This window comes from Buttiauxella cochleicola (assembly GCF_021283185.1).
Taxonomy (GTDB): domain Bacteria; phylum Pseudomonadota; class Gammaproteobacteria; order Enterobacterales; family Enterobacteriaceae; genus Buttiauxella; species Buttiauxella massiliensis.
On record NZ_JAJSOS010000001.1, the window covers coordinates 168,855 to 186,448 of the forward strand.

Annotated in this window: 11 protein-coding genes; 8 read left to right on the forward strand and 3 right to left on the reverse strand. The window is 48.5% G+C overall.

Features of this window, described 5'->3' with window-relative positions:
* Window positions 1–591 precede the first annotated feature (591 nt).
* Entirely contained in the window at window positions 592–3,231 is a 2,640-nt protein-coding gene (gene rcsD / locus LVQ76_RS00790) for a phosphotransferase RcsD (RefSeq protein ID WP_370640053.1), read from the forward strand.
* 16 nt (window positions 3,232–3,247) lie between these two features.
* A complete protein-coding gene (gene rcsB, locus LVQ76_RS00795) occupies window positions 3,248–3,898 on the forward strand; it encodes a response regulator transcription factor RcsB (RefSeq protein ID WP_232865116.1) in 651 nt (216 codons plus the stop codon).
* 85 nt (window positions 3,899–3,983) lie between these two features.
* Here the strand turns inward: rcsB and rcsC are convergent, their stop codons facing one another.
* Window positions 3,984–6,830, reverse strand: a complete 2,847-nt coding sequence (rcsC, locus tag LVQ76_RS00800; protein ID WP_232865117.1) for a two-component system sensor histidine kinase RcsC — start codon at window positions 6,828–6,830, stop codon at window positions 3,984–3,986.
* Between the two features lie 177 nt (window positions 6,831–7,007).
* On the opposite strand from rcsC, the gene atoS reads away from it, so the two are divergent.
* The 6 genes from atoS to LVQ76_RS00830 all read left to right on the forward strand — a co-directional run bounded on the left by atoS (window position 7,008) and on the right by LVQ76_RS00830 (window position 14,278).
* Window positions 7,008–8,867: a two-component system sensor histidine kinase AtoS gene (gene atoS / locus LVQ76_RS00805; RefSeq protein ID WP_370640045.1), complete on the forward strand. Its 1,860-nt coding sequence runs from the start codon at window positions 7,008–7,010 to the stop codon at window positions 8,865–8,867.
* On the forward strand, window positions 8,836–10,215 hold the full coding sequence (atoC, locus tag LVQ76_RS00810) for an acetoacetate metabolism transcriptional regulator AtoC (protein WP_232865119.1): 1,380 nt from the start codon (window positions 8,836–8,838) through the stop codon (window positions 10,213–10,215). The genes atoS and atoC overlap by 32 nt, the downstream gene beginning before the upstream one ends.
* A gap of 203 nt (window positions 10,216–10,418) precedes the next feature.
* Window positions 10,419–11,075: an acetate CoA-transferase subunit alpha gene (gene atoD / locus LVQ76_RS00815; RefSeq protein ID WP_232904024.1), complete on the forward strand. Its 657-nt coding sequence runs from the start codon at window positions 10,419–10,421 to the stop codon at window positions 11,073–11,075.
* Window positions 11,076–11,079: 4 nt separating this feature from the next.
* A complete protein-coding gene (locus LVQ76_RS00820; RefSeq protein WP_232904025.1) occupies window positions 11,080–11,745 on the forward strand; it encodes a 3-oxoacid CoA-transferase subunit B in 666 nt (221 codons plus the stop codon).
* On the forward strand, window positions 11,742–13,064 hold the full coding sequence (locus tag LVQ76_RS00825; protein WP_232904026.1) for a TIGR00366 family protein: 1,323 nt from the start codon (window positions 11,742–11,744) through the stop codon (window positions 13,062–13,064). The genes LVQ76_RS00820 and LVQ76_RS00825 overlap by 4 nt, the downstream gene beginning before the upstream one ends.
* Before the next feature lie 29 nt (window positions 13,065–13,093).
* Window positions 13,094–14,278: an acetyl-CoA C-acetyltransferase gene (locus LVQ76_RS00830; protein ID WP_232865123.1), complete on the forward strand. Its 1,185-nt coding sequence runs from the start codon at window positions 13,094–13,096 to the stop codon at window positions 14,276–14,278.
* A gap of 113 nt (window positions 14,279–14,391) precedes the next feature.
* On the opposite strand, the gene LVQ76_RS00835 is transcribed toward LVQ76_RS00830, so the two are convergent.
* Together LVQ76_RS00835 and gyrA are read right to left on the reverse strand one after the other, a co-directional pair.
* The gene (locus LVQ76_RS00835; RefSeq protein ID WP_232920751.1) at window positions 14,392–14,778 is read right to left on the reverse strand and encodes an ASCH domain-containing protein; all 387 of its coding nucleotides are present in this window, start codon (window positions 14,776–14,778) and stop codon (window positions 14,392–14,394) included.
* A gap of 109 nt (window positions 14,779–14,887) precedes the next feature.
* Window positions 14,888–17,536, reverse strand: a complete 2,649-nt coding sequence (gyrA, locus tag LVQ76_RS00840; RefSeq protein WP_151992844.1) for a DNA topoisomerase (ATP-hydrolyzing) subunit A — start codon at window positions 17,534–17,536, stop codon at window positions 14,888–14,890.
* Window positions 17,537–17,594 lie beyond the last annotated feature (58 nt).

A 17,594-nucleotide genomic window follows, 5' to 3' on the forward strand; every position in this document is an offset into this window, starting at 1 on the left:
TAAAACACGCTCATTATTTATATATAAAATAACTCCCGCTATCATCATTAACTTTATTTATTACCGTCATTCAGCTTTGAATGTCTGTTTACCCCAATTTGGACCGGATGCTTGCATCCGGTTTTTTTTACGTTTCTTTACGTAACTTTAATCATTTTGTGCTATCCCCTTCAAAAAATAACGTCTATTAACAAATTACCGCTTCGCTTACAGATAAATCTCACCTCTCATGCGGGAACTTTCTAAAAAAAGAAAACCTAAATAGACAATCATTTCATATTAAATAATTGTACAAGTGAAACTGTTTTGTACAAAAATACCGCGGAAAGTTGATTAAAATACACTCCGTTCAATGACGTTATTTCGGCTAATTATCAACAGCCTGGAAATGTCACGATTTCGAATTATACTCGTTGAGTTTTAAGACACAGACGATGACGCCAACGCCTGTTGCAGGTATTCTTGATCTGGATATGTTGGTTTACTTACTAACAGCTATAACGCCTGCTGGCTTGCCTTGCAGAGCAGTGGATTTTTTTAAGTGGCGAATGCTCGCCGGGTTGCGCGCTAACAATGAGTCAGTCAGACCGTATGATCCCTAATAAATTTTCGCTTATTCCCGGTAATATCACGCGCTTCTTCCTGCTATTGATAGTCGTGCTACTGGTTGCCATGGGTGTCATGGTGCAAAGTGCCGTCAACACCTGGCTCAAGGATAAAAGCTATCAGATTGTCGACATCACCCATGCACTTCACAAAAGGGTTGAGACCTATCGTTACGCAACCTGGCAGATATATGACAACATCGCCGTCTCAACGGCGCCAGCAAGCGACGGCCTGCAAGAAACGCGTCTACGCCAGGATGTGTATTATTTAGAAAAGCCACGTCGTAAAACCGAAGCCCTGATTTTTGGCTCACACGACAGCTCAACACTGGATATGACACAACGTATCTCTACTTATCTTGATACGTTGTGGGGCGCTGAAAACAACCCATGGTCGATGTACTATTTAAATGGCCAGGATAACAGCATGATCCTGGTTTCCACCCTTCCACTTAAAGATCTTTCTTCCGGTCTTAAAGAAAGCGGCGTCAGTTCAATAGTCGATTCACGCCGAGCTGAAATGCTTCAGCAAGCAAACGCACTTGATGAGCGTGAAAGCTTCTCTCAACTACGCCACCTGGCATGGCAAAACGGTTATTACTTTACCCTGCGAACAACCTTTAACCAGCCAGGCCACCTGGCAACGGTCGTAGCGTTTGATTTACCCATCAACGATTTGATCCCACCGGGGATGTCACTTGACAACTTCCGTCTGGAAAATAACGACGCTCCAATGGCGGCTAACGGCATAGAAAAAGAAGATCCGGATAGCATCTCCATTAATTTTAATGGCGCGAAAATTGAAATAGCGTCCCCGCTTGCTACAACCCATATGCGGCTGGTCTGGCAGGTTCCGCTCGGCACTCTGCTGATGGACACCTTGCAGAATATTATCTTACCTCTGCTACTCAATATTGGCCTGCTGGCACTGGCGCTCTTCGGCTTCACCACTTTCCGCCAACAGGCAGCACGTCCTGCAGAAGTACAAAACGGCAACGGCGAATTGCAAATTTTACGTGCACTTAACGAAGAGATTGTCTCGCAATTGCCGCTGGGCCTGTTGGTACATGACCTGGATTCAAATCGCACAGTCATCAGCAATAAAATTGCCGATCATTTGTTGCCACACCTTAATCTGCAAAACATCATTGCGATGGCCGATCAGCATCAAGGTGTTATTCAGGCAACTATCAATAATGAATTGTATGAGATTCGCCAGTTTCGCAGCCAGATTGCACCACGCACGCAGATATTTGTGATTCGCGATCAGGACCGCGAAATTCTGGTTAACAAAAAGCTCAAGCAAGCTCAGCGTTTATACGAAAAAAACCAGCAGGGACGAATTACGTTCATGCAGCACATTGGGGAAGCGCTACAGCAACCGGTGAAAAATATCGCCGAACACGCCAGCGCACTAGATACTCCAGAGGCGCATGCAGTTGCCAATGAAGCCCAAAGCATTGTGCGCCTGGTGGATGAGATTCAGTTGCTGAACATGCTGGAAACCGATACCTGGAAAACGAATGCAACGCTGTTCGCAATCCAGCCATTGATTGATGAAGTTGCACTTGAGATGTTGCCGATCATCAAACGTAAAGGCTTGCAACTGCTAATCAACAACCATCTGGCGGCAGATGAAGAGCGTCATGGCGACCGGGAAGCGCTTCGCAAAGTGCTCCAGTTATTGCTGCATTATTCAGTAACGACTACCCAAATTGGCAAAATCACCCTGGATATTACTGAAGAAGAGTCCGGGCCGGACCGTCTACTATTCCGTATTTTGGATACTGGTGAAGGCATCAGTAGTGGTGAAGTCGATAATCTGCACTTCCCTTTCCTCAACGAAACCAGTGAAGATCGTTACGGGCGTGCTAATGGATTAACATTCTATTTATGCGATCAGCTTTCACGCAAACTCGGCGGGCATCTGAATATCAAGACCCGTGAGGAAATAGGTACACGTTACAATTTGCACATCAGAATGACAGCCGAACCGCAGCAGGAAGAGCAAGAAGAGAAACTGCTCGATGATGTGGTGGCGATGATTGATATCACCTCCAATGAAGTCCGAAATATTGTCACCCGCCTGCTGGAAAACTGGGGCGCGCAATGCATCACTCCGGATGAAAGACTGGCAAGTCAAGAGTTTGATATCTTCCTGACAGATAATCCGTCTAATCTTACATCTTCGGGTTTGCTTTTAAGCGATGATGAGAACGGAATGCGGAAGCTAGGCCCAGGCCAGTTCCGAGTTAACTTTAATATCAGTAATGCCATGCAGGATGCGGTGCTGCAGCTGATAGAAGAGCAACTGGCGCAAGAAGGTATTTCGGAATCACCATTGGGTGGCGATGAAAATGCACAACTTCATGCCAGCGGCTATTACGCGCTGTTTGTCGACACAGTACCGGAAGATGTTAGGAGATTGTATACTGAATCAGCGGCGCACGATTTCGCAGCATTAGCGCAAACAGCTCACCGTTTGAAGGGAGTGTTTGCAATGCTCAATCTGGTACCCGGCAAGCAGTTATGTGAAACGTTAGAGCATCACATTCGTGAAAGTGATGCTACCAACATACAAAAATATACCAGCGATATTGACGCTTACGTCAAGAGTTTGCTGTAGCAAGGTAGCCTATTACATGAACACTATGAACGTAATTATTGCCGACGACCATCCGATTGTCCTGTTCGGCATTCGTAAATCACTCGAGCAGATCGAGTGGGTGAATGTTGTCGGTGAATTTGAAGATTCCACAGCGCTTATCAATAACCTGCCAAAACTTGATGCTCATGTTTTGATAACCGATCTCTCAATGCCTGGCGACAAATACGGCGACGGCATTACGCTTATCAAATACATCAAGCGTCACTTCCCTAGCATTTCTATCATCGTGCTGACGATGAATAACAACCCAGCTATTTTGAGCGCGGTGTTAGAACTGGATATCGAAGGAATTGTGCTCAAGCAAGGCGCGCCAACTGATTTACCAAAAGCGCTGGCAGCACTGCAGAAAGGCAAAAAATTCACACCGGAAAGCGTATCTCGCCTGCTAGAAAAAATCAGCGCGGGTGGTTACGGTGACAAGCGTTTGTCTCCAAAAGAGAGCGAAGTTTTACGTCTGTTCGCCGAAGGTTTCCTGGTGACTGAGATTGCCCGCAAACTGAACCGCAGCATCAAAACCATCAGTAGCCAGAAGAAATCAGCAATGATGAAACTGGGTGTGGAAAATGACATTGCGTTGTTGAACTATCTTTCGTCGGTAAGTCTGTCCCCGGCCGACAAAGAATAAATCAATGTCGGATGACGCTGCGCTTATCCGACCTACAAGAAAGCAATCGTAGGGTGGATTAGCGTAAGCGACATCCACCATTTTTTTATCTGCCGCTACGCACCCTTGCGGCATAAAGATCGACCGTCGTTTTCAGGATATCCAGCGTTACTGGCTTAGACAGGCAGCTATCCATTCCCGACTCAATACACCGTTGTTTCTCTTCTGCCAGCGCATTTGCCGTCACCCCCACCACAGGCAAAGTCAAACCGAGCTGACGAATCCGTTGTGTCAGGCGATAACCATCCATATTCGGCATGTTCACGTCGCTCAGCACAATATCAATGTGATTTTTACTCAACACATTCAGTGCATCGACACCGTCGTTCGCCGTTTTACATTGATAGCCCAACGATCCCAACTGATCTGCCAGCAAACGTCGGTTGATAGGGTGATCGTCAACGACGAGGATCATCATGTCATCGTTTCGTTCGTTGTTGTCGGAAGGTGCAGGCGATGCAGAATCAGCCCCCGGCACATTCACCGTAACGCTGTAAATACGGCCCAGCAGCAGCATGAGATCATGAGGTGCCGCAAGGCTATGTAACCAGCAACCAGGTGATGTTTCGATTGGAATACCGATATGACGACGGCAGAAAATAATCGCTGCACGTCCTTCCCAGTCTTTTTCCAGTTCATCATCAGTTATCAATATATCGTCGTTATCAGGCCGTTGGCCCTGATACTGCCGAACTTCGATTTGGTTACGAGCAAGCACGGACTCGAGATATTTACTCAGCGAAGCATTACGCACCGCCAGCCAGCAGCGTTTATTAACCAACCCTTCAACATGGGATTGCTCGGCGTATTTTGCAGCATATAAAGGAATACGGATCGTAAACTGGCTGCCCATCCCCACTTCGGTATCTACGGCAATATCGCCATCCATCATGCTAATGAGCTTCTCGCAGATAGCCAGCCCGAGCCCTGTACCCTGGAAGTTGTGCTGTACGCCTGTGCCCACCTGGAAGAATGGGTCAAATAAGCGCGTAACTTCTTTAGCCGGGATGCCCACGCCGGTATCACGCACGCGCCAGGAGAGGTAGTCCCCTTCGACACTGACATGCAAAACAATGCAGCCAATATCGGTAAATTTGATGGCGTTACTGAGCAAGTTAGAAATGACCTGCTGCAAACGCATCGGGTCACCTTGCAACGTCAGCGGCACATCCGGTTCGATAAAACAGTACAGTCCGAGTTGTTTACGCACCACCAGCGGCAGGTAGTTTGCGGTGATATGGCTCATCACTTCGCGTGGTGAGAACTCATGCGGCTCTATTTTTAACTGCTCGGATTCAATTTTTGAGAAGTCGAGAATATCGCTGATGATTTTCAGCAACAGGCTCGATGAGTTGTTCATCGCCGTCACCAGGCGATCTACCCCTTTCGGTAGTTCTTTAGTCTGCAATAAATCCAGGTTACCAATGATGCCATATAGCGGTGTGCGCAGTTCGTGGCTCACGGTGGCTAAGAACATAGATTTTGACTGGCTCGCCTGCTCTGAGGCTTGTGCCATTTCCTGGAGCGACTCTTCCATCTTGACGCGCGCGCTGACATCCACCAGCACACAAATCGCCACGTTTTCATTTCGGTAACGCGAATGGACAAAGCTAATCTGCAAGTTGGTATGGCTACTGGTCAGCACATCGACAAAGTTAACCTGCTGGCCACAGATAATTTGCGTTAACCGCTGTCGGTCTTCATGGGTGAGCATGTTGAGATAATTGTGCGCCAACTCGTTACTCAGAATATTGGTGCCATCCTGAGTGCGCAAAATACAGATACCGACCGGCGCTGAGGCGACAATTTTACGGTTGAACTGCTCGTGCTCTTCGAGGCGCAGGGCATCATTTTCTGCTGGAATAAAGATCCGTTTTTCATACATACGTGCCAGAGTAAACAGCACGACCCCAACCAGGATATTCAGCAGCACGGCATTGAGAATCAGCATGCGAATGCGTTCCAGCACCATATCCACAGGTACGGAGTACACCACGCTCATCGATGATGGTGGCAGGTTTTTCTTGAGAATAAATTGCTTAAATCCGGAGGTATAGCCAAACCACGAACGCTCCTGAAGCCATTTTTCATCAGGCTGAAAATTAGCTCCCGGGCCAGTCAGTGAAATCAATGGACGGCTATTTTCATCGAGAATCGTCACGCCAACTGGCATTGAACCCGGTGAAAGGAAGTTCTCCATACGAATGGTTTGCTCAACACCTAACAGAGCCTGCAAGCGGTTAGCCAGATACACTGGCGTAAGAGTATAGAAATACCCGACGCCTGGACGTGACCCCTGACCAATCCAGTAAATACTATTGCTGCGCTCATCTTGTGGTGCATTGCGGTATTTCATGATGCGTTCATGCAGCGTTTTTAACGCTTTTTCACGCTCAAGGGGCATTTCCCGCAGGCCGAAGTCCGCCATGCACAGATTGTCACCGCCAATTAAAAAGACGCGATTAAGATCGTAGGCCGCCGAGAAATTGTCTCGCCAATAGCGTAAAAACCACGCCAGGGATTGCAAAGAAGAACGCCAGGTTGAGCTGACAGCTGAACAGTCAGAGTCCGGGAACAACGGCATGAAACTCGGTGGGTCGACTCTGTTGTCATCATTTTCCACGGACGGCAACACGCCATTAGCGGCGGTCAGACGATTTTCCGCAATGTACTTGAGCTCTTTCACCACATCAGACGTACGCTGGATATAACGCTGCGCCTGGTCGAAGCTGATATTAAATTCCTGGCGAATTTCTGACTCTTTTTCGTGTAGGGCATTCATGATGTAGAACACCGAAAAGAGCGCAATCAGCAGCCAAAGCAATAAAGCCAGTGCCCGAAACAGGTAGCGGGAGACTTTTAGTGTGGTGCGAAAGGAGACAAGATATTTCAAATTGAGCCTGGTCGTGGAAATAGCAAAACTTTAGATGCCGTTAAGGTAGCCGCAAAAATGGCAGCCCGCAACGGCAAAGGGAACGATCACTGTGTGATAGTTTGACAGCCGATCCGGACTTACTCATAACATCACTTCATAATTCATCAACAACTCGCCATCGGAAGGCTAATGTTAATGTTACGGTCCCTTTACCAACAATGCACCCCACGACGACTACGCAGTAAGCTCATTCTCATAGTAGTATTGATGGTAACTATTCCCATCCTGACAATTGGCTACTTTGTTGAAAGCGAAGGCAGAGCGGCATTACTTCAGGAAAAACAAAATAAGTTATTCGCGGTAACGCATCTGTTAGATAAGCAACTTGGCGATGACTTTGCTCTGTACGCAAACCTACCCCGGGCGGCAAGAATTCAAGCCTTGAATCAGCACCTTTCATCACGAACCGAGCAGATAGCAACTTCCTTCCCTGGCGTGGGGGCGGGTTACTATCACCGCCAACTTGATGCCATTATTACCTACGCCCCCAAAAATGATTATCAAAGTAATGTGGGTCTGAGCATTTCCGTAGATCACCCTGGTCGACATGTCATGACCAGCCGACAAAACCAAGTCGTATGGGGTAAGCAAGTACGCGGCAACATTATGAATGTGATGCTGCCAATCAGACGCAACGGGGAAATAATTGGCTATATCTGGGCTAATGAATTGTCCGAAGATATTAGCCAGCAAGCGCTGGCGATGGATTTGCGAGTCATTATCGTACTCGCTGTCGGTTTGCTTATCAGCATTTGCCTGATCATTGTGTTCTCACGCCGTCTGAGTTCAGATATTGAAGTCATTAAACATGGGCTTGCGGCATTGCCGCAAAACCTGGACACCCAACTGCCAACGTTAACGGGCGAAATGGGTGATATAACTTCCAGTGTCAATGCTCTGGCGCGAGCATTGCGTGAAACCAGAACACTTAATGACCTGATTATTGAAAACGCAGCAGATGGTGTGATTGCTGTCGATACTCAAGGGCTTGTTACCCTGATGAACCCTACTGCCGAAACGACGACGGGATACCGCCAGGACGAACTCCTCGGCAAACCCTACTCTACAATGTTTTCTACCTCGCTCTTCCATAGCCCCATTCTGGAAACTCTGGAAAAAGGCATCAGTTTTGTTGCCAGGGAAATCACCTTCCCAGCACGGCATCGCACCATTGAACTGAGTGTCACCACCAGCCAGATTTTCAATGCTAACAACGAACTAATTGGCGCACTGGTGATTTTGTCTGATCTCACCGCCCGCAAAGAAATACAACGCAGAATGGCACAGGCAGAGCGATTAGCCGCCCTCGGCGAACTCATGGCTGGTGTTGCGCATGAAGTCCGAAACCCTCTCACCGCAATTAAAGGATTTGCCCAAATTCTCAGAGAGCTGGAGACAGATCCGCAACGTCAGGAGTACCTGCGCATTATCCTTAAAGAGATCCAGTCTATTAATGCTGTCATTCAACAGTTACTGGATTTTGCCCGTCCTCAAACGGGAAAATGGCAGGCCGTAAATCTCAATCAAATCCTCAATGATTGCCTGGTGTTAATTAAAACCAAAGGTGTTGAGGCGCGAATTGATTTTCTTACCCGAGTCGATCAATCGCTCACAGATATTGAGGCCGATGGAGAAATGCTAAAACAGGTCATTCTTAATATTCTGATCAATGCCGTACAAGCGATTCCCGCCAGAGGAAAAATCTTCATCCGCACCCGACGACTGGGCGATACCCATCAAATACTGCGTATTAAAGACAATGGTTGCGGTATTAGCGAACAGATAAAAAGCAAAATATTCGATCCTTTTTACACTACAAAATCATCAGGAACAGGGCTTGGTCTGGCAATCAGTCAGCGCATTATCAATTCTCATCAGGGTGATATCCGCTTCTCCAGCCATCCAAATAAGGGAACCACTTTCACGCTGTTATTACCCGTGAATCAAACTCAAGGAAGCGATCATGAAACAAAGCTGGCAAATACTGATTGTTGATGATGAAGCAAACGTTCGTCGGATGCTCACCACCGCTTTCACGCTTGATGGGCATCGTCCACTTTGCGCGGCAAACGGCTGCGAGGCGCTCAAGTTGTTCCATTCACATCAACCCGATGTGGTGTTAATGGATATACGCATGCCTGTGCTTAATGGTATTGAAGCACTGGAAAAAATGCGTGCTGTTCGCCCGGCAACGCCAGTCATTCTGATGACAGCTTATGCCGCCGTGGAAACCGCTGTAGAAGCGCTTCGTTTTGGTGCCTTTGATTACGTTATTAAACCTTTCGATTTAAGTGAGGTTAAGCTCGTCATCCTGCGTGCTATGCAAATGCAGGACATGAAGCAACAAATTAACCAACTGCATCAGCAATTGTCGAAAAGCTATCAATGGGGTCATATCCTCACCCAAAGCCCATCCATGATGGAAATATGTCGCGATACCGCCAAAATTGCGCTTAGCCACGCCAGCGTATTGATATCAGGAGAAAGCGGCACGGGTAAGGAACTAATCGCGCGAGCCATTCATTATAATAGTGGCCGTAGCCATGGGCCGTTTATCAAAATCAATTGTGCGGCATTGCCGGAATCACTGCTGGAAAGTGAGCTTTTTGGTCATGAAAAAGGAGCTTTCACCGGCGCACAATTGCAACGACGTGGTTTGTTTGAACGAGCCCACGGAGGCACATTGCTGCTGGATGAAGTCGGTGAAATGCCGCTAAACCTGCAAGTAAAGCTTTTGCGCGTTCTCCAGGAAAGAGAATTTGAACGCATTGGCGGTAGCCAGACTGTACGTGTTGATATTCGAATTATCGCTGCAACTAACCGGGATATTCCCGCCATGGTTGAAGCTGGTACATTCCGTAATGACCTTTGGTATCGCCTGAACGTTATCCATTTAACACTTCCTCCACTACGAGAGCGTCTGGAGGATATTTCACTGCTGGCAAACCACTTTTTGCAAAAGTTTAACCTGGAAAATCAAAGAGAAATTATTGAAATCGACACCTCCGCCATGGCGTTATTGGAGTCTCACACCTGGCCTGGCAACATTCGTGAGCTTTCCAATATTATCGAGCGTGCCGTCATCATGAGCACTGGTATGGTGATTTTCCCGGAAGATTTACCTCCCCTCTTACAAGCCTCTAAACCCATAAACGACAAAGAGCCTGGTACGACGGGCTCTCTGAAAGAAAACGTTAAGCGCTATGAAAAAACGCTGATCGTCACTGCGCTTAACGATAGCTATGGCAATCGAACTCGGGCAGCAATGCTGTTAGGGATCAGCCGTCGGGCATTAATGTATAAATTACAAGAATACAATATTGAGCAAATCTCCGAAGGCTAATCTTTCCCTGACAAGAATTGCGCAACTGTGCAATTCTTGTCAGGTTCACTCCATCTATACCCTCCAGTACCATTCGTTCAAAAATGAAAAATATTTCATTAAATTCAATTAGTTGAATTCATTTTTTTGTGTTTCCCACGAACTGGCATTCCCCTTGCTATGTCATGGACATCTCCATAAGGAGAGTGACTAAGGGAAATAGCATGAAAAACAAAATAATCACTATTGGTAACGCCGCTGAGCACTTCCGCGATGGCATGACCATTATGGTCGGTGGCTTTATGGGCGTAGGAACCCCACCCCGCCTAATTGAAGCGTTACTGGCTTCGGGTGTTAAAAACCTTACGATAATTGCCAACGATACCGCCTTCGTTGATACAGGTATCGGCCCGTTAATTGGTAACCGACGTGTTAAGAAAGTCATTGCTTCGCACATTGGCACCAACCCAGAAACTGGGCGGCAAATGATTGATGGTGAACTTGAAGTTGAACTTGTTCCACAAGGAACACTGATTGAACAAATCCGCTGTGGCGGTGCTGGGCTTGGCGGAATATTAACTGCTACAGGCGTTGGCACCGTAGTGGAGGAAGGTAAACAGAAGATTGTACTTGAAGGAAAAACCTGGTTGCTGGAGCGCCCTCTACGAGCTGATATTGCATTGATTCGCGCACATCAGGCTGATACCTCTGGAAATTTGACCTACCAACTTAGCGCCCGAAATTTCAATCCATTAATTGCGCTAGCCGCTGACATAACTCTTGCTGAGCCAGATGAACTTCTGCCCGTCGGTGATATTGCACCAGACAACGTCATCACCCCCGCCGCCGTCATTGATTTCATTGTTAATCCCCAGGAGTAATGCCATGAATGCTAAAGAAAAAATTGCCCGACGCGTCGCCTTAGAATTACACGACGGCGCAATAGTCAACCTGGGGATTGGGTTACCGACCAAAGTGGCTGATTACCTGCCAGAAGGAATTCACATCACTCTCCAATCAGAAAATGGTTTTCTCGGCCTTGGTCCCATCAATGATCCCCATCCGGATCTGGTTAACGCCGGAGGGCAACTTTGCGGAATCTTACCGGGTGCAGCAATGTTTGACAGCGGCATGTCGTTCGCACTGATTCGCGGTGGTCATGTTGATGCCTGCGTACTTGGCGGGCTGCAAGTTGATCAACACGCTAATCTGGCTAACTGGGTGATCCCTGGGAAGATGGTACCAGGCATGGGTGGCGCAATGGACCTGGTGACAGGAGCTCGTCACGTCATCATTGCTATGGAGCACTGTGCAAAAGATGGTTCGTCCAAAATCCTGCCTAACTGCACGCTCCCTCTGACCGCGCTTAACGCCGTTCATATGCTGGTGACCGAGTTAGCCGTGTTCCGTTTCAAAGAGGGAAAAATGTGGCTAACCGAACATGCCGAAGGAGTCAGCATTGAGGAGATAGTGCAAAAAACTGCAGCCGAATTTACCGTGGATCCTGAATTGCACCTCATGCCATTAGGCGCTGAGAGAGGTTTAGTATGATCGGTAAAATCTCCCGCCTGATGACGCGTTTCGTGAGTCGTTATCTCCCGGACCCGCTCATCTTTGCCATGTTACTGACGCTACTGACATTTATCATTGCGTTGGGGTTAACGCCACATTCGCCGGTAAGCATCGTAAAAATGTGGGGCGATGGTTTCTGGAATCTGCTCGCATTTGGCATGCAGATGGCACTCATTATTGTTACCGGGCATGCACTTGCCAGCTCCACTCCCGTTAAACGTATCCTGCAATTTACCGCTTCTGCAGCAAAAACGCCGACTCAGGGCGTCATGCTGGTGACCTTCTTTGGTTCAGTTGCCTGCGTGATTAACTGGGGTTTTGGGCTGGTGGTAGGCGCCATGTTTGCCCGTGAGGTGGCTCGCCGGGTGAAGGGTTCCGATTATCCACTGCTGATCGCCTGCGCTTACATCGGTTTTCTTACATGGGGCGGTGGTTTTTCTGGCTCAATGCCGCTGCTTGCAGCAACTCCAGGCAACCCGGTTGAACATATTGCGGGGCTTATTCCGGTATCAGATACCTTGTTCCGCGGCTTCAATCTTTTCATCACCCTTGGGCTTATCGTGATGATGCCTTTCGTCACACGCATGATGATGCCAAAACCAGGTGATGTGATTACGATTGACCCTGTTTTATTGCAAGAAGAGGCCGATTTCCAGAAAACCCTGGCAAAGGATGCTCCACCTTCTGAGCGCCTGGAAGAAAGCCGCCTGTTGGCGCTTATTGTCAGTGCATTGGGCATTGCCTACCTGGGTTTCCAGTTTTATGAAAAAGGTTTCAACATCACCATCAACACCGTGAACATGATGTTTATGGTTGCCGGTCTTCTGCTTCACAAGACACCAATGGCATACATGCGTGCGATTAGCGCTGCTGCCCGTAGTACCGCAGGGATTCTGGTGCAATTTCCCTTTTACGCAGGCATTCAATTAATGATGGAACACTCAGGCCTCGGTGGCATGATTACCGAGTTTTTCATCAATGTTGCCAATAAAGAAACCTTCCCCCTTATGACATTCTTCAGCTCCGCACTGATCAACTTCGCCGTGCCATCAGGAGGTGGGCATTGGGTAATTCAGGGGCCGTTCGTTATTCCTGCCGCACAAGCTCTGGGCGCCGATTTGGGTAAATCAGTGATGGCAATTGCGTATGGCGAACAGTGGATGAATATGGCGCAACCCTTCTGGGCATTGCCTGCACTGGCTATAGCAGGATTGGGCGTACGCGACATCATGGGTTATTGCGTTACCGCACTACTGTTCTCAGGCGTGATATTCGTTATTGGCCTGACGCTATTTTGATATCTCTCGACTAAGGAAGGAGTGTGACTATGAATAACGTTGTTATTGTCAGTGCTGCCCGAACCGCTATAGGAAACTTCAATGGGGCATTATCCAGTATTAATGCCACCGATCTGGGTGCGATTGTTATCAAAGAAGTGCTGGAACGTGCCCGCTATACAGGAAACGACATAGATGAAGTCATCATGGGTAATGTGCTGCAAGCAGGGCTCGGGCAAAACCCGGCCCGCCAGGCATTACTAAAAGCAGGCCTCGACCAAACCGTTTGCGGATTTACCATTAACAAAGTCTGTGGCTCCGGATTGAAAAGCGTGGCCCTTGCTGCACAAGCGATTCAGGCAGGTAACGCGACGGCCATAGTGGCCGGTGGCATGGAAAATATGAGCCAGGCACCCTACTTGCTTGATACCAAAGCGCGCTGGGGCTATCGACTGGGAGACGGTACGCTAACCGACACCATATTGCGCGATGGTTTACTGTGTGCAACCTATGGCTACCATATGGGGATCACCGCTGAAAATGTCGCCCGCCAATACGGTATTAGTCGCGAAATGCAGGATGCTCTGGCGCTGGAATCACAGCGTAAAGCTGTCAACGCGATAGAGCAGAACGTCTTTAGCAAAGAAATTGTTCCTGTAACGGTAAAGCAACGCAAAGGTGAAACACTGTTTTCTCAGGATGAGTTTCCTAAAATCGACTGCACTGCGGAAGGGTTAGCCCGTCTACGCCCGGCATTTGATCCATCAGGAAGCATCACTGCGGGGAACTCCTCCGGTATAAATGACGGCGCTGCCGCGTTGCTGGTCATGAGTGAACAACGCGCTCATGAGCTAAACCTTGTGCCACTCGCCCGTATTCGTGCTTATGCAAATGGGGGCGTCGACCCTTCTATTATGGGTATGGGCCCCGTACCTGCGACCAGAAATGTGCTTAAGCGAGCCGGGCTTTCACTGAGTGATATTGACCTAATCGAAGCCAATGAAGCCTTTGCCGCCCAGTATTTGGCTGTTGGTCAGGAGCTAGGGTTTGATGCGGGGAAAATCAACGTGAATGGTGGCGCTATCGCACTTGGACACCCTATTGGTGCCAGCGGTGCACGTATTTTGGTGACGCTTCTCCATGCACTGGCTGCCCGCGATAAAACGCTGGGGCTTGCAACATTGTGCATTGGGGGTGGGCAAGGGACCGCGATGATTGTTGAAAGGCTGAACTAAACCAACGATGTAAAAATGGCCTGAAATTAAACTGCCTTCATTAAATTTGGACAGTGAAAATCAGACCACCAAAAGTGTCTGGGTTCGGTACTTAACCGAGCTCAGACCAATTTTCAGAACTTTTCGATAACTTTGAAGTGCATCAACACTAAAGTCATATCCGGAGAGAACAAATCGTACTCTTCGAAAAAGCGTTTATGCTCGTTGCGCCAGTAGACCAGCGTGCGGTCACCTTCACCTTCAGCCAGAGCATGGGCTTCGCCCACCTGTTCAAAAGTCGTCATTTCCGTGGTGGTCAGTTCAATCGCGCAAACCGGCTTATTCTTGCCATCTACCACCACAAAGATATCGCCTGGCTGGGCAATGCCCTCACCATCCAGGTTAGCGCAGGTGGCTGTTTTCACACCATCAAGCACTAATTTAACCAGTTCGTCCGCCTGTTTTTCTGTATCACCAAACGCCCAGCGCTCTACATCTTCATACTTCTCAGGAATAGCCATTGAGTTACCTTATGAGTTAAACCAAGCCTAACTTGATATTAAAATAAAAAACGCCCGATGCAATAAATGCATCGGGCGTTATGAGTCATATCAAACAACAAAATTCAGATTATTCGTCTGCTTCGTCGTCTGCTTCATCAGAAGCGTTGTCATCTACGTCTGCTTCAGGTGCGATTTCGTCATCACCTTCCGCAACGGTACCGTCGATAGCATCCAGTTCTTCTTCATCAACCGGTTCTGCAACACGTTGCAGGCCCACCACGTTTTCATCATCCGCAGTACGGATAAGAATAACGCCCTGGGTGTTACGGCCAACGACACTCACTTCAGAAACGCGAGTACGAACCAGAGTACCAGCATCGGTAATCATCATAATCTGGTCGGTGTCTTCAACTTGAACCGCGCCAACGACGCTACCGTTACGCTCGGTCACTTTGATGGAGATAACGCCCTGAGTTGCACGTGACTTAGTCGGATACTCATCAGCCGCGGTACGTTTACCATAACCATTCTGCGTCACGGTCAGGATCGAACCTTCGCCGCGTGGAATGATCAGGGAAACGACTTTGTCTTCACCTGCAAGCTTAATACCACGAACACCTGTTGCAGTACGGCCCATGGTACGAACGGCGTCTTCTTTGAAGCGCACCACTTTACCCGCAGCCGAGAACAACATGGCTTCGTTGCTACCGTCCGTCAAATCAACACCAATCAGCTCGTCACCCTCGTTGAGGTTGACGGCGATGATGCCCGCTGAACGTGGGCGGCTGAAGTCGGTCAACGCAGTTTTCTTCACGGTACCGCTTGCGGTCGCCATGAATACGTTAACGCCTTCGGCATACTCACGTACCGGCAGGATCGCGGTAATACGTTCGTTCGCTTCCAGTGGCAGCAGGTTCACAATTGGACGGCCACGCGCACCACGGCTCGCTTCCGGCAACTGATAAACCTTCATCCAATACAGACGGCCACGGCTGGAGAACAGCAGAATGGTGTCATGGGTATTGGCAACCAACAGACGGTCGATGAAATCTTCTTCTTTAATACGTGCTGCGGACTTACCTTTACCACCACGACGTTGTGCTTCGTAGTCGGTCAGCGGTTGATATTTCACATAGCCCTGGTGGGACAGAGTCACAACCACATCTTCGCGGTTGATCAGATCTTCAATGTTGATATCAGAGGTATTTGCAGTGATCTCAGTACGACGTTTGTCGCCGAACTGATCGCGCATCGCAACCAGCTCTTCAGTGATCACTTCCATCAGACGTTCAGCGCTGCCCAGAATGTGCAGCAACTCAGCAATCTGCTCCAGCAGCTCTTTGTATTCGTCGAGCAGTTTTTCGTGCTCAAGGCCGGTCAGTTTCTGCAAACGCAGATCAAGAATTGCCTGTGCTTGTTGCTCGGTCAGGAAATATTGACCATCACGAATACCGAATTCTGGTTCCAGCCACTCCGGACGCGCAGCATCATCACCCGCACGTTCCAGCATGGCAGAAACGTTGCCCAGAGCCCATGAACGGGCAATCAGGCCAGCTTTCGCTTCTGCGGCATTTGGAGAATGACGAATCAGCTCGATAATCGGGTCGATGTTCGCAAGCGCAATCGCCAGACCTTCGAGGATGTGTGCACGGTCGCGTGCTTTACGCAGTTCAAAAATAGTACGACGAGTCACAACTTCACGACGGTGACGCACAAACGCAGAAAGAATGTCTTTCAGGTTCATGATCTTAGGTTGGCCCTGGTGCAGCGCAACCATGTTGATACCAAAGGAAGTTTGCAGCTGAGTCTGAGAATAAAGATTATTCAGAACCACTTCGCCCACTGCATCGCGTTTGATTTCGATAACAATGCGCATGCCGTCTTTATCAGACTCGTCACGCAGAGCGCTAATGCCCTCAACGCGTTTGTCTTTCACCAGTTCAGCGATTTTCTCAATCAGGCGAGCTTTGTTCACCTGGTATGGAATTTCATGAACGATGATGGTCTCACGACCTGTTTTCGCATCTGCTTCAACTTCTGCACGGGCGCGAATGTAAATCTTGCCACGACCAGTGCGATACGCTTCTTCGATGCCACGACGGCCATTGATGATAGCGGCAGTTGGGAAGTCTGGGCCTGGGATGTGTTCCATTAACCCTTCAACGGTGATGTCTTCGTCTTCAATAAACGCCAGACAGCCGTTGATAACTTCAGTGATGTTATGAGGCGGGATGTTAGTTGCCATGCCTACTGCGATACCGGATGAACCGTTAACCAGCAAGTTAGGAATTTTGGTCGGCATAACATCAGGAATGCGCTCGGTTCCGTCGTAGTTATCGACGAAATCTACCGTGTCTTTTTCGAGATCGGCCATCAGTTCGTGAGCGATTTTCGACATACGGATTTCCGTATAACGCATCGCCGCGGCGGAGTCACCGTCCACAGAACCAAAGTTACCCTGGCCATCTACCAACATGTAACGCAATGAGAATGGCTGCGCCATACGCACGATAGTGTCATAGACAGCGGTATCACCATGAGGGTGATATTTACCGATTACGTCACCAACAACACGGGCGGATTTTTTGTACGCTTTATTCCAGTCATTGCCCAATACGTTCATGGCGTAAAGTACGCGACGGTGTACCGGCTTGAGTCCATCGCGGACATCTGGCAGTGCGCGGCCGACAATAACCGACATCGCGTAATCCAGATATGAGCTCTTTAGCTCTTCCTCAATGTTGACCGGTGTAATTTCTCTGGCAAGGTCGCTCATGTATCCGCTATCCCTCTACTGTGTCCCGGATTCAAAGGTCGCAAATTATAACACAATC